Origin of the sequence: Kaistella sp. 97-N-M2 (assembly GCF_021513235.1) — a bacterium.
Lineage (GTDB): Bacteria > Bacteroidota > Bacteroidia > Flavobacteriales > Weeksellaceae > Kaistella.
In genome coordinates this window covers 1,279,894-1,293,084 of the sequence record NZ_CP090976.1, presented here as the reverse complement: position 1 = coordinate 1,293,084, position 13,191 = coordinate 1,279,894, and the positions used below count along the sequence as shown (strand labels likewise).

Here is a 13,191-nt window from a genome sequence, read left to right as displayed (position 1 = left end):
TTCTTGATGCGGAAGTTTTACTTTTTTTTGAATTTTATATTTTCAATATTAAAAGAAAACGATTTCCAGCCTTTAAAAATGTATCTTCATGTCCTGAGGATTTAGGCGAACAATTTCAAATTTGCTTATAACAATTCCTGTGGTTTCATCATGTAGATCATTTTACCATAAATAATTTTCTGTAACAATTTTCTTATTTTTATACTAATCATAAAACTAAGAAATGTACCGCAGACTCCTTCAATTTGAATTCAAGAGTTTTATACGCAATCCGCAATTTGCCGCCAATCTTGGAATGAAAATTCTGATGTTTTTCGGAATGGCCTATTTCAGCGCCCTATTCGTCATCGCTCCATTTCTCCTCTACTTTTTTGCAACGGAAGAGATCATGGCCGATCCGCTTCTACTCTTCTGCAAATATTTTATTTATTATTGGGTTGTCGATTTGCTGTTGCGGTATTTTATGCAGCAAATGCCCACACAAAACATAAAACCCTTTCTGACTTTAGGAATTACGAAGAAAAAACTCGTTAATTATACCCTGTTAAAAGTTCTTTTCAACTTTTTCAACTGGGGTAATCTTCTGTTTCTGATACCTTTCGCGGGCTTACTCATCTTTCATGGAGGTTTTTCTGCTGTTCATGTGTTGATGTTTACGATTGGAATTTTTTCGGTATTCTATTTTAATAATTTTCTGAACATTTTACTGAACGGCAGAGATGTTTTTGCGTATGTTGTTTTTGCTGTAATGGCACTTTTTGCCGCGCTGGAATATTATCAAATCATCGAAATCTCCGCTTATTCCGAAAAAGTATTCTACAGTTTTTATCAGTACGCCGGCGCTTTTCTACTCCCGGTTTTATTAGCAGTTTTATTAGCCTACATCGCTTACCGTGAAATTTATAAAAACTTTTATCTCGATAAAGGTTTGGAACTGAAAGTCGCGGAAGGTAAAACCGAAAACATTGCCTTCCTCAACCGCTACGGTGTGATGGGCACGTTTATTAACAATGATATTCGGTTATTAAAACGGAGCAAAGCCGCAAAGTCCGCGCTTATTGCAAGTATTTTCTTTCTGTTTTATGGCCTTTTAACGTTTACGAAAGGTTATCAAAATGACTTTATGCAGCTGTTCACCGGAATCTTCGTCACCGGCGGATTTATGCTGATGTTTGGCCAGCGCGTACCAAGTTGGGACAGTTCTTATTATCCCCTTATGATGACGCAAAATGTGCCCTACAAAGAATATCTGAAAGGGAAATGGGCGCTCATCATCATCGGGATTTTCGCTTCGATGATCCTGGCTTCTGCTTATCTTCTGGTGAGCTGGGAATTTTACCTTACCGTTGTGGCGGCGGGCTTATACAATTTGGGCGTCAATTCATACATCACGCTTTTAGCGGGAGCTTTCAATAAAAAACCCATCGATCTCAACGCCAAAAGCAAATCTTTCGGCGGCGGCACCAATAATTTCAATATGAAAATTATGCTGCTTATGATTCCGCAACTGCTTCTGCCGATGGCCGTTTTCGCCGTGGTTAAATATTTCTTTGGCATCTATCCGGCGGTGGCGAGTTTGGGTATTTTGGGAATAGTGGGCTTTTTGTTCCGCGACAAAATATTCAACCTTATTGTAAAAGTGTACAAAACCGAAAAATATTCCACCCTCGAGGCTTTTAAAAAAGTGTAATTTCTAATTTTCAATATTAAACAGTTCTAAAATGATTTCAATACAAAATATCTCCAAAGTTTACGGTTCAAAAAAAGTCCTGCAAATTGAAAATCTTGAAATTCCGCAAGGCGAAAGTTTCGGCTTGGTTGGGAACAACGGTGCCGGAAAAACTACCCTTTTCAGCATTTTACTCGATCTCATAGAACCAACCACGGGCTTTATTGAAATTGATGGCAATAAAGTAAGCGAAAACGAAAACTGGAAAAAAAAGGTTTCCGCCTTCATCGACGATACTTTTTTAATCGGCTATCTGACACCGGAAGAATATTTCTATTTTTTGGGCGAACTTCGCGGACAGTCCAAATCTAATGTGGACGAATTTTTAAAACAATTTCAAGATTTTTTCAACGGAGAAATTCTTGCCGCGAAAAAATACGTGCGCGATCTGTCGAAAGGAAACCAGAAGAAAGTCGGTATTGTAGGCGCACTTATTGGCAACCCGGAAATTATTGTTTTGGATGAACCTTTTGCAAATCTGGATCCTTCCTCCCAAATTAAACTCAAAAAACTCATCAAAGACTGGTCGCAAAAGGATCAGGTCACCTTTCTAATTTCAAGTCACGATCTCGCCCATACCACGGAAGTGAGCAACAGAATTGTTTTACTGGATAAAGGTGGCGTGGCCAGAGACATTAAAACCACGCCGGAAACGCTGCGGGAACTGGAAGAATATTTTACGCAGGAAGGAAGTTTAATGCTGTAATTCACCTAAGTTCCTTTTGAGAAATAAAAAAGGCCTTTAAGATTGATTGTAAAAAGTTTCTTAAAAATATCGGATGTAATTCATAAAAAAAACTCTGAGTGATTCTCAGAGTTTTTTATCAATTATCCTTTCAAAGCTCAGGTCATTTCCTCCGGTTTCACCCATTGGTCAAACTGTTCGGCGGTTAAAAACCCTAAATTAACGGCTTCTTCTTTTAAAGTTGTTCCGTTTTTGTGCGCTGTTTTTGCAATTTTCGCGGCGTTTTCGTAACCGATGTGCGTATTCAGAGCGGTAACCAACATTAATGATTTTTCTACAAGTTCTTTAATTCGCGGTTCATTCGGTTCAATTCCGACGGCACAATGATCGTTAAAGGAAATACAGGCGTCGCCTAACAACTGCGCAGACTGCAGAAAATTATAGGCCATAACCGGTTTGAAAACGTTTAATTCGAAATTACCCTGCGTTCCGGCAAAAGAAATCGTGGTGTCGTTTCCTAAAACCTGCGCGCAAACCATCGTCATTGCTTCGTTTTGCGTGGGATTTACTTTCCCCGGCATGATGGAAGATCCGGGTTCGTTTTCCGGAATATGAATTTCGCCAATGCCGGATCTTGGTCCGGACGCCAGAAAACGGATATCCTGCGCGATTTTGTACAGCGCCACCGCGAGTTGTTTCAGCGCGCCGTGACTTTCGACCATAGCATCGTGGGCTGCTAGGGCTTCAAATTTATTGGGAGCGGTTTCAAACGGAAGACCCGTAAATTCGGAAATATATTTTGCCACTAAAACGTCGTAGCCTTTTGGCGTGTTCAGGCCTGTTCCTACGGCAGTCCCACCCAGCGCGATCTCCTGTAAATGTTCGAACGTATTCGTGATGGCTTTCATGGCATAATCCAACTGCGCCACATACCCTGAAAATTCCTGACCCAACGTTAAAGGCGTAGCGTCCATTAAATGGGTGCGCCCGATTTTCACAATGTTTTTAAAACTTTCGGCTTTTTCGTGTAGCGTATCGCGCAATTTTTCAACAGCCGGCAACGTATGCTCCACAACTTTTTTATAGGCCGCAATGTGCATCGCAGTCGGATACGTATCATTGGAACTCTGGGATTTGTTAACGTCGTCGTTCGGATGAATTTCAGATTTTTCGCCTAAAGTTCCGCCATTGTTCACGTGTGCTTTATTCGAAATCACTTCGTTCATATTCATGTTAGACTGCGTGCCGGAGCCGGTTTGCCAGATCACGAGGGGGAACTGATCATTCAGTTTTCCCTCCAGAATCTCGTCGCAAACCTGCCCGATCATATCTCTTTTCTCCGCAGAAAGCACGCCCAGTTCGGCGTTAGTAAAGGCGGCGGCTTTTTTCAAATAGGCAAAAGCTTCTATGATCTCGTGAGGCATGGAACCTTCTGGTCCGATCTTAAAATTATTGCGGGAACGTTCCGTTTGTGCGCCCCAGAATTTGTCGGCCGGCACCTGCACGTCGCCCATCGTGTCTTTCTCTGTTCTGTAATTCATTTTAATACCATTTTTTTAAAACCTAAAGTTACAACTTTTCTTAATTTCAGGCTCATGCTCCGGTCTCTTTCCCGAAAAATGCGTCTTCCTTTCAACACAGCATTTATATTGAGTTTAAATTATAAAAATACCGTACAAATCCTTTGTTCAAATAGAAATTTACCCTATTTTTGCCTAAAATCTATTACAATGATGATGTTATCAGCATTCTGGCCTTTCTACCAGTTCCTTTGGACCGCTTATTTTGTAACCATGTTCCTCGTTGGTTTCTGGTGTATCTTCATGTTTTTCGGCTACGTAATTCCACTTTGGTTAAGTGCAGGTTTACTGGAATATTTCGGTAAAACAAAACCTTTCGATCCGGAAGAAGTGCGCAGAAAAATAATGACAGAGCAAGAAGGAGTTGAATTAATCTTCAGCAATCCAAAAGGCCACGGCCCGTTTCTTCACAGCCACGACTCTCACGGTCATCACTAGTTGATGTCATTGCTTTCCCACTTTAATTCCGGGAAAAGCAATCGCAAAGCAAAACCATATATACAGTCAGTTTCTAATTTTTTAGAAACTGATTTTTTATGTTAAGCTTTAAGGAGCACCGGGATTTGTTCTTCCTCCGAAAAAGCTGCCGGCTCTCCGCTCTATCTTTTGCTCCACTCCGTTGCGCAAAAGGATGCCACTGCGATCCGGGCTGGAAGAAAGTTTTGTGCCTCTTCCCAAATAAAAAAAATCCTTTTTACATTTATTCGGCTCTTTTCCGTCGCATTTTTTCCTTCTTTCTTTTTACTTTATCTTTGCAGTCACAAAAAATCAGAAATGTCAAAGTCCCTTATACCCAAACTCCAGGCCATCAAACAACGTTATAATGAAGTCGCCGACCTCATTATCCAGCCCGATATTATTTCAGATCAGAAAAAATATTCCACGCTGAACAAAGAATACAGCGATCTAGGGAAAATTGTGGCCGTTTTCGATCAGTATACACAGTCTTTAAACACAATTGAAGAATCCGACGAAATCATCGCCGACGGTTCCGATAAAGAATTTGTAGAAATGGCCAAACTCGAAAAGTATGAGGCTATGGACCTCCTTCCGGCTTTGGAAGAAGAGTTAAAAGTTTTGCTTATTCCGAAAGATCCGACCGACGATAAAAATGTTATTGTAGAACTTCGGGCCGGGACCGGTGGCGACGAAGCCGCGATTTTCGTAGAAGATATTTACCGCGCCTATGCCATGTATTTTAAAACAAAAGGCTGGAAACACGAGATCACCGACGCCAACGAAGCTTCTAAAGGTTATAAGGAATTAATTTTAAAGATCGAAGGCGACGGCGTTTACGGCATCATGAAATTTGAATCCGGCGTTCACCGTGTTCAGCGTGTGCCCGAAACAGAATCTCAGGGGCGCGTTCACACGTCTGCAATTACTGTTGCCGTTCTTCCCGAAGCCGAAGAAATCGATTTTGAACTGAATCCCGCCGACATTGAAATGCAGACCTCTCGTTCTGGTGGCGCAGGTGGACAAAACGTAAATAAAGTCGAAACAAAAGTTCAGCTCACCCACAAACCTTCCGGAATGGTGGTTGTATGCCAGCAGGCGCGTTCCCAGCTGGCCAACCGCGAACTTGCCATGGAAATGCTGCGTACCAAATTATACGACATCGAAGTTCAAAAATCCGTCGGAGATATTGCAGCCCAAAGAAAATCGATGGTTTCCAGTGGCGACCGTTCCGCAAAGATTAAAACCTACAATTATCCGCAGGGAAGAGTTACCGACCACCGCGTTAATAAATCGATGTATAACCTGGACGCTTATATGAACGGTGATCTGCAGGAAATGATCGACGCCGTGATTATGGCGGAAAATGCAGAAAAAATGAAGGGCGAAGAAGACAATTATTAATGTTATAAAAATAAATAATTATATTTGCTGAATCTTAAACATATTTAAATAGAACTATTATGAAAAAATCACTTTTTATCCTTGGTGCAGTTGGCGTTTTGTCTTTAACAGCATGTAAGAAAACAGAAACTACAGACATGAATTCTAACATCGACACCACTGCTGCGGTAGTTGTAGTAGATAACGATTCTATGCCTATTTCCAACGATTCTACCGTAAACGCGGTAAACAATGCGGCTGAAAACGCAAAAAATTCCACTGAAAACGCGATTAAAGATGGTGCAGAATCTGTAAAAGATGGTGCTCAGGACGCTACAGATGGCGATGGAAATATCACAAAATAATTAAACATTTCCGTTTATTAAACCCGCATTTTGCGGGTTTTTTCAGTTTTTAGGGGTAAATCAACTTTTTTAAATTAGTTCGGCGGCGCCAACTTTATAGAATTTAGAATTTTGTAACTTTACTTTCTTTAAAAAACCACCTCGATGCGCAAGATCATTCAAAACCAAAATCCGGATTTTTCTCTAAAATCAGAAAAAGTACTGCCGTATTTTTTCGAAAAAGATGGTTTAGAAATGAAATCCTCCTATACGGAGAACGATTCAAAAACACTCACCGAAAAAGAATATTCCGCAGGAATAGCGCCTTATCTGCGTGGACCCTACTCTACGATGTATGTTCAGAAGCCCTGGACCATTCGGCAATACGCAGGTTTTTCTACAGCGGAAGAGTCCAATATTTTTTATAAAAAAAATCTCGCCGCCGGGCAAAAAGGTTTGTCCGTGGCTTTTGATTTGGCTACACACCGTGGTTACGATTCGGATCACCCGCGCGTGGAAGGCGACGTGGGAAAAGCCGGAGTTGCCATTGATTCCATCGAGGATATGAAAATTCTGTTCAACGAAATTCCTTTGGATGAGATTTCTGTTTCAATGACGATGAATGGTGCTGTTTTGCCGGTTTTGGCCTTTTATATTGTGGCCGCCGAAGAACAGGGCGTTTCGCAGGAAAAACTTTCCGGAACCATTCAGAATGATATTTTAAAAGAGTTCATGGTGCGAAATACCTACATTTATCCACCAACGCCTTCGATGAAAATTATTGCCGATATTTTCGAATATACGGCGCAGCATATTCCCAAATTTAATTCGATTTCAATTTCCGGTTATCACATGCAGGAAGCCGGCGCAACGCCCGTTTTGGAAATGGCCTACACTTTAGCCGACGGTTTAGAATACGTTAGAACCGGAATAAAGGCGGGAATGAAAATTGATGATTTCGCCCCACGTTTGTCCTTTTTCTGGGCGGTTGGAATGAACCACTTTATGGAAATCGCCAAAATGCGCGCAGCACGATTTATCTGGGCAAATTTATTACAGCAGTTTCATCCCCAAAACCCAAAATCTTTAGCGTTAAGAACGCATTCTCAAACCTCGGGCTGGAGTTTAACGGAGCAGGAGCCCTTCAACAATATCACGAGGACCGCTATTGAGGCATTATCCGCCGCTTTGGGCGGAACGCAGTCGCTGCATACGAACGCGCTCGATGAGGCGATTGCTTTGCCGACCGATTATTCCGCAAAAATTGCGAGAAATACGCAAATTATTCTACAGCAGGAAAGTGGAATTTGCGATGTTGTCGATCCAATGGGCGGCAGTCATCTCGTGGAAAGTCTCACGCAGCAAATGATCGATGAAGCCATGAAATTCATCGATGAAGTTGAAAAAGAAGGCGGCATGACGAAAGCCATCGAAGCCGGGATTCCGAAAATGCGGATTGAGGAAGCGGCCGCCAAAAAGCAGGCAAAAATTGACAGCGGCGAAGAATTTATCATCGGTGTTAATTCCTTTCAATCTACTCAAAAACAAATGGAACTCGAAATTTTGGATATCGATAACTCCGAGGTCCGCCGAAAGCAGATCGAACTTCTACACCAAATTAAAGCCTCGCGAAACCCGGAAGCAGTAACCGAAATTTTGAACCGTTTAAAGACGGCCGCAAAAACAGGCGAAGGAAATCTTTTGGAAATCTGCATCGAAGCTGCGCGACGGCGAGTGACGCTGGGAGAAATGAGCGACGCGATGGAAGAAAGTTTCGGGCGGTACAAAGCCAACATCAGAACCATACAGGGAGTTTACGCTATGAATGCAAGTAAAAATGAATTTTTCGGGAAAGCACTTTCTTTAGCAGAAAAATTCGAAGAAAACGAAGGACGGCGACCGAGAATTATGGTCGTGAAAATGGGCCAGGATGGTCATGACCGCGGCGCGAAAGTGGTCGCAACCGCTTTCGCGGATATGGGTTTTGACGTGGACGTCGCGCCCCTGTTTCAAACTCCCGCAGAAGTTGCAAAACAGGCCGTGGAAAATGATATTCACATTTTGGGTGTTTCTTCGTTGGCAGCGGGACATAAATACCTTGTTCCCGAAGTGGTATCCGAACTGAAAAAACTCGGTGCAGACGACATTACAATTGTGGTGGGCGGCGTTATACCAAAACAGGATTATGGTTTTCTGTACGAAAATGGTGCGGATTTCATCTTCGGTCCCGGCACGAATCTGCCGAAATCGGCGTGCGAGATTTTGGAGGGATTTTTAGAAACTAAATAATTCTAAAACTTTAGATTTTCTTTATCGTAATGCGAAGTTTAGTCTTCGGCAAAAGACAAATTTCTTCCAACGAAAAAACGGGCTTTAGCCCGTTTTTATTGATTGAATGTTTTGTTTAAACTGTACTTTATTTTTATCTCGCAATCGCGACCCGGCTTGAATGAAGCTCTTTTTGCGCAACAAAGTGGAGCAAAAAAGCGGGAATGGAAGACGGAAATTGTCGCCCTAAAAAATATCTTCAAACTCCATTTGTACTTCTAACTTTTCGGCGAGAAGTTTGGAAATTTTTACGCGGAGCGGCTCAATATCAATGTTTTCCATCGCATCATTGGCGAACGCGAACAACAACATAGCCTGCGCTTCGTTTTTGGAAATCCCGCGCGCACGCAGGTAGAACAAAGCTTCTTCATTCAGCTGCCCGACGGTGCACCCGTGCGAACATTTTACATCGTCTGCAAAAATTTCGAGCTGCGGCTTCGTATCGATGGTGGCGCCTTCGTTGAGTAAAACATTGTTGTTTTGCTGATAGGCGTTGGTTTTCTGCGCGAGTTTATCGACAAAAACTTTCCCGTTGAACACGCCGTGAGACTTGCCTTTGTAAATTCCTTTGTAGTTTTGGTAACTCTCGCAATGCGGCGTTCTGTGATGAACAGCGGTGTGGTGATCGACGAGCTGATCGCCATCGATGATGGTAATTCCGTTCATAAATGAATTGATATTTTCGCCGTTGTGAATGAAATCCAAGTTGTTTCTTACCAATTTTCCGCCGAACGAAAACGTGTTGACGGTGGTTAAACTGTCGCGCTCCTGTTTCGCAAACGTGTGATCCATCATATACGACGTATTGCTGTCGTTCTGCACTTTGTGCCAGTCGGCTTTTGCATTTTGGTAGGTGAAAATCTCCGTCACAGAATTGGTAAAGACGAAAGTATCATCAAAATTATGATGGCTTTCGATGATTTCGATTTTGGAACCTTCTTCCGCGATCAATAAGTTTCGCGTGTTGTAAACGGTGTTATCTTCCTGATTTTGCGAGATGTAAAAAACGTGAATGGGTTTTTCGATAACCACGTTTTTTGGCACTTTCAGGAAAAATCCCATTTTGCAGTAGGCAGTGTTCAAATTCGTGAACGCCAGGTTTGGATCGGCGATCGTATCGAAATACTGGTCGAAAACATCTTTATGTTTCGGATCATTCAGGGCGAAATTGAAGGAGAGCAACTCTACATTTTCAATCGAAATATTGGAGAGTTCTTTATTCAATTTGCCATTCACGAAGACGATCCAATCAAAAAACTCTTCGCCCAAATGCAGCTCGTCGATCTTTTCTTTCGAAATCGTGTGCGCTTCGGTAGGGAAAAAATTGTAGTTTTTCTCGGTAATCTCTCTTAAGTTCGTGTATTTATATTCTTCGTCTTTTTTCGTCGGAAAACCATACTGGAAGAATTTCTTCAGCGCCGCGGTCCGGTTTTCATGGAGAAAACGGTGTTGCAGCGTATCTAAAAAAGCCGCGTGATTATTTTGTATATTTTCTAATAGAGCCATTATTTATTTGATATTTGAAGTTCGATATTTGAAAATGAAATTGTGTTTTTACAAAAACCCATTTAATTCAAAAGCCAATCGTAACCTCGGTCTTCAAGTTCTAAAGCAAGTGATTTATCTCCGGTTTTAATGATTTTTCCGTCGGCTAAGACGTGAACGAAATCCGGCTCGATATAATCTAAAAGTCTTTGGTAGTGGGTAATTAAGAGAACGGCGTTCCCTTCGTTCCGGAAGGAATTCACCCCATCTGCCACAATTCTTAAGGCATCGATATCTAATCCGGAATCGGTTTCATCAAGAATTGCCAATTTCGGATTGAGCATCATCATCTGAAAGATTTCGTTTCGCTTTTTCTCTCCGCCGGAAAACCCCTGATTGAGCGAACGAGCTAAGAAATCTCTCTTGATACTTAATTTTTCGGAATGTTCCTTCACCATGGCCAACATTTCTTTTGCAGGCATGTTTTCCAAACCTTTTGCTTTTCGGTTTTCGTTAATGGCTGCTTTGATGAAATTGGTTACGGTAACTCCTGGAATTTCTACCGGATACTGAAACGACATGAATATTCCCTGATGGGCTCTTTCTTCCGGCGCATCTTCAACGATGTTTTTCCCTTCGAACAGGATTTCGCCGTCCGTAACTTCATATTCTTCTTTGCCGGCAACTACAGATGCTAATGTTGATTTTCCGGCACCGTTGGGTCCCATAATGGCGTGTACTTCGCCAGGGTTTATCTGTAAGTTGATTCCTTTTAAGATCTCTGCGCCGTCTTCGATTCTGGCGTGTAAGTTTTTAATTTGTAACATATTGCTAATTGTAATGTCCTCTTAAAGACAAAATATTTAAAATTTCTAGTGTATTATCGTTTGTAATTTGGTAGATAATCCGATGTTCCCTGTTTATTCTTCTGGACCACAATCCCACAAGATCGTATTTCAATTGCTCCGGTTTTCCTAAACCTTCAAAAGGATGTAGAATAATGTCATTAATAAGCTCAGTGATTTTTTTCATCATTGCTTTGTTACCGGATTTTTTCCACAATTCAATATCTCGCTGTGCTTTTTCAGAATAGATTACGTCCACAAATCTTCTGTTTTTATTTTAATGCCCTTTCCATTTTTAATGCTTTCTTTTGCGTCAAGAATCTCCTTAACAAATTCCGGCTTATACAATTCTTGCTGTCTCTCTTCGACTTCAAAACCTAGCGCTTTTGCAAGTGATTTTATCACTTCAAAATCTTTTTTCTTAACTTTTTTCAGAATCAGTTCCATATTTAGACTTTCTTTAAAATTAAAAAATTTATCCCACACTTCCTTCCAAAGAAATTTCCAGTAATTTTTGCGCTTCGATGGCAAATTCCATTGGCAATTTATTGAGTACTTCTTTTCCGAAACCGTTTACGATCAAGGCAATTGCCTTTTCAGTACTGATTCCGCGCTGGTTGCAGTAGAAAATTTGATCTTCGCCGATTTTAGAAGTTGTGGCCTCGTGTTCGAGTTGGGCGGTTGGATCTTTAATTTCGATATAAGGAAACGTGTGTGCGCCGCATTCGTTACCCATTAAAAGTGAATCGCACTGGGAGAAATTACGTGCTCCTTTTGCAGAAGGCATTACTTTTACCAACCCGCGATAAGAATTATTGGATTTTCCCGCAGAAATTCCTTTAGAAATAATGGTTGATTTTGTGTTTTTTCCGATGTGGATCATCTTTGTACCCGTATCTGCATACTGATGATGATTGGTGACGGCGATCGAATAAAATTCGCCAACCGAATTATCGCCTTTCAAAATACAGCTCGGATATTTCCACGTAACTGCAGAGCCGGTTTCGACCTGCGTCCAGGAAATTTTTGCGTTTTTCTCACAAATTCCACGTTTTGTTACGAAATTGAAAACACCACCTTTTCCTTCGGCATCTCCCGGAAACCAGTTCTGAACAGTAGAATATTTAATTTCTGCATCATCCATCGCAATTAATTCCACGACGGCGGCGTGCAGTTGATTTTCATCTCTCGCCGGCGCAGTACAACCTTCCAAATAGGAAACGTAGCTGCCTTCATCGGCAATAAGCAAGGTTCTTTCGAACTGGCCGCTTCCAGATTTGTTAATTCTGAAGTACGTAGAAAGTTCCATTGGACATTTCACACCTTTCGGAATATAGCAGAAACTACCGTCGGAAAATACTGCTGAGTTTAACGCTGCGTAGAAATTATCGCCTCGTGGAACGACTTTTCCGATGTATTTGCGCACCAATTCCGGATAATCCCGAATCGCTTCGGAAATAGCACAGAAGATGATTCCTTTTTCTTTTAATGTTTTTTGAAAGGTGGTTTTAACGGAAACAGAATCAATTACGATATCCATTGCTACGCCAGATAATCTTTTTTGCTCTTCGATATTGATACCAAGTTTTGCAAAGGTTTTCAATAATTCGGGATCGACTTCGTCTAAACTCGCCAGCTCCGGTTTTACTGTAGGCGCAGCGTAGTAGCGAATAGATTGAAAGTCGACTTTTTCATATTTTACGTTCGCCCATTCCGGCTCTTCCATCTTCAACCACATGCGGTACGATTCGAGCCGCCACTCGGTCATCCACTCCGGTTCTTCTTTTTTCGCAGATATCATTCGCACAATTTCTTCCGATAAACCGACCGGGAAATCATCGTACTCGATATCTGTCGTAAATCCGTATTCGTATTTTTGATTTTCAAGATCGACCCGCAAGTCGTCTTCTGTATATTTTGCCATTGTATTAAAAAAATTAAATCATTTACAGCGAGAAACTCTCACCGCATCCGCAGGTTCTGTTCGCGTTGGGATTGTTGAAGACGAATCCCTTTCCATTCAAACCTCCCGAATATTCTAATATTGTTCCTGCAAGATATAGAATTGACTTTTTGTCGATGATTATTTTGATGCCGTTGTCTTCGAAAACCTGATCCGAATCCGTCTTCTCGTTGTCGAACTTCAGCATATACTCTAAACCGGAACAACCGCCGCTTTTAACGCCGACTCTTATATAATCTTCAAAAGGTTGAAAACCATCTTCAGTCATCAACTGAATGGCCTTTTCTTTTGCCTGATCGCTTACTTTTATCATTGTTTTTATTTAGACTTATTTTAGATTGCAAAATTACTAATAATATAATGAATATCAAATTCAGAGACCACTATTTATCT

13 protein-coding genes are annotated in these 13,191 nt (G+C 41.4%); 6 read left to right on the top strand and 7 right to left on the bottom strand.

The genetic code is table 11. The features are described 5' to 3' along the window. Positions 1 to 223 precede the first annotated feature (223 nt). Complete coding sequence (locus L0B70_RS06160; RefSeq protein WP_235143404.1) at positions 224 to 1,690, top strand: DUF5687 family protein; 1,467 nt, start codon at positions 224 to 226, stop codon at positions 1,688 to 1,690. A 31-nt stretch (positions 1,691 to 1,721) separates the two neighbouring features. After that, positions 1,722 to 2,435 carry an ABC transporter ATP-binding protein gene (locus L0B70_RS06155; protein WP_235143403.1) on the top strand — a complete coding sequence of 238 codons (714 nt, stop codon included), beginning with the start codon at positions 1,722 to 1,724 and terminating at the stop codon, positions 2,433 to 2,435. Positions 2,436 to 2,572: 137 nt separating this feature from the next. Here the strand turns inward: L0B70_RS06155 and fumC are convergent, their stop codons facing one another. Further along, positions 2,573 to 3,955: a class II fumarate hydratase gene (gene fumC, locus L0B70_RS06150; RefSeq protein WP_235143402.1), complete on the bottom strand. Its 1,383-nt coding sequence runs from the start codon at positions 3,953 to 3,955 to the stop codon at positions 2,573 to 2,575. 192 nt (positions 3,956 to 4,147) lie between these two features. Here fumC and L0B70_RS06145 point away from each other — a divergent pair, with 192 nt between their 5' ends. From L0B70_RS06145 to scpA, 4 genes are all read left to right on the top strand, one after another. After that, on the top strand, positions 4,148 to 4,432 hold the full coding sequence (locus tag L0B70_RS06145; RefSeq protein ID WP_235143562.1) for a hypothetical protein: 285 nt from the start codon (positions 4,148 to 4,150) through the stop codon (positions 4,430 to 4,432). Between the two features lie 336 nt (positions 4,433 to 4,768). Beyond that, a complete protein-coding gene (gene prfA, locus L0B70_RS06140; protein WP_235143401.1) occupies positions 4,769 to 5,854 on the top strand; it encodes a peptide chain release factor 1 in 1,086 nt (361 codons plus the stop codon). A 59-nt stretch (positions 5,855 to 5,913) separates the two neighbouring features. Then, a complete protein-coding gene (locus tag L0B70_RS06135; protein ID WP_235143400.1) occupies positions 5,914 to 6,198 on the top strand; it encodes a hypothetical protein in 285 nt (94 codons plus the stop codon). A gap of 144 nt (positions 6,199 to 6,342) precedes the next feature. Next, a complete protein-coding gene (gene scpA / locus L0B70_RS06130) occupies positions 6,343 to 8,466 on the top strand; it encodes a methylmalonyl-CoA mutase (protein WP_235143399.1) in 2,124 nt (707 codons plus the stop codon). Positions 8,467 to 8,691: 225 nt separating this feature from the next. Here the strand turns inward: scpA and sufD are convergent, their stop codons facing one another. The 6 genes from sufD to L0B70_RS06100 all read right to left on the bottom strand — a co-directional run bounded on the left by sufD (position 8,692) and on the right by L0B70_RS06100 (position 13,111). Then, a complete protein-coding gene (gene sufD / locus L0B70_RS06125) occupies positions 8,692 to 10,011 on the bottom strand; it encodes a Fe-S cluster assembly protein SufD (protein ID WP_235143398.1) in 1,320 nt (439 codons plus the stop codon). Between the two features lie 62 nt (positions 10,012 to 10,073). Continuing rightward, the gene (gene sufC / locus L0B70_RS06120) at positions 10,074 to 10,817 is read right to left on the bottom strand and encodes a Fe-S cluster assembly ATPase SufC (RefSeq protein WP_235143397.1); all 744 of its coding nucleotides are present in this window, start codon (positions 10,815 to 10,817) and stop codon (positions 10,074 to 10,076) included. A 4-nt stretch (positions 10,818 to 10,821) separates the two neighbouring features. Continuing rightward, entirely contained in the window at positions 10,822 to 11,094 is a 273-nt protein-coding gene (locus L0B70_RS06115) for a Txe/YoeB family addiction module toxin (RefSeq protein ID WP_235143396.1), read from the bottom strand. Next, positions 11,085 to 11,282 carry a DUF2683 family protein gene (locus L0B70_RS06110; protein ID WP_235143395.1) on the bottom strand — a complete coding sequence of 66 codons (198 nt, stop codon included), beginning with the start codon at positions 11,280 to 11,282 and terminating at the stop codon, positions 11,085 to 11,087. Before L0B70_RS06110 ends, L0B70_RS06115 begins: the two co-directional genes overlap by 10 nt. A gap of 28 nt (positions 11,283 to 11,310) precedes the next feature. Beyond that, positions 11,311 to 12,759: a Fe-S cluster assembly protein SufB gene (gene sufB, locus L0B70_RS06105; RefSeq protein ID WP_235143394.1), complete on the bottom strand. Its 1,449-nt coding sequence runs from the start codon at positions 12,757 to 12,759 to the stop codon at positions 11,311 to 11,313. Positions 12,760 to 12,781: 22 nt separating this feature from the next. Beyond that, the gene (locus L0B70_RS06100; protein ID WP_235143393.1) at positions 12,782 to 13,111 is read right to left on the bottom strand and encodes an iron-sulfur cluster assembly accessory protein; all 330 of its coding nucleotides are present in this window, start codon (positions 13,109 to 13,111) and stop codon (positions 12,782 to 12,784) included. Positions 13,112 to 13,191: the final 80 nt, after the last annotated feature.

Excerpts from the sequence above, each read along its gene's own strand:
- scpA (WP_235143399.1), top strand. The coding sequence starts at position 6,343 with ATGCGCAAGATCATTCAAAACCAAAATCCGGATTTTTCTCTAAAATCA.
- L0B70_RS06135 (WP_235143400.1), top strand. The coding sequence starts at position 5,914 with ATGAAAAAATCACTTTTTATCCTTGGTGCAGTTGGCGTTTTGTCTTTA.
- L0B70_RS06110 (WP_235143395.1), bottom strand. The coding sequence starts at position 11,282 with ATGGAACTGATTCTGAAAAAAGTTAAGAAAAAAGATTTTGAAGTGATA.
- fumC (WP_235143402.1), bottom strand. The coding sequence starts at position 3,955 with ATGAATTACAGAACAGAGAAAGACACGATGGGCGACGTGCAGGTGCCG.
- L0B70_RS06160 (WP_235143404.1), top strand. The coding sequence starts at position 224 with ATGTACCGCAGACTCCTTCAATTTGAATTCAAGAGTTTTATACGCAAT.
- L0B70_RS06100 (WP_235143393.1), bottom strand. The coding sequence starts at position 13,111 with ATGATAAAAGTAAGCGATCAGGCAAAAGAAAAGGCCATTCAGTTGATG.
- sufB (WP_235143394.1), bottom strand. The coding sequence starts at position 12,759 with ATGGCAAAATATACAGAAGACGACTTGCGGGTCGATCTTGAAAATCAA.
- L0B70_RS06145 (WP_235143562.1), top strand. The coding sequence starts at position 4,148 with ATGATGTTATCAGCATTCTGGCCTTTCTACCAGTTCCTTTGGACCGCT.
- L0B70_RS06155 (WP_235143403.1), top strand. The coding sequence starts at position 1,722 with ATGATTTCAATACAAAATATCTCCAAAGTTTACGGTTCAAAAAAAGTC.
- sufD (WP_235143398.1), bottom strand. The coding sequence starts at position 10,011 with ATGGCTCTATTAGAAAATATACAAAATAATCACGCGGCTTTTTTAGAT.
- sufC (WP_235143397.1), bottom strand. The coding sequence starts at position 10,817 with ATGTTACAAATTAAAAACTTACACGCCAGAATCGAAGACGGCGCAGAG.
- prfA (WP_235143401.1), top strand. The coding sequence starts at position 4,769 with ATGTCAAAGTCCCTTATACCCAAACTCCAGGCCATCAAACAACGTTAT.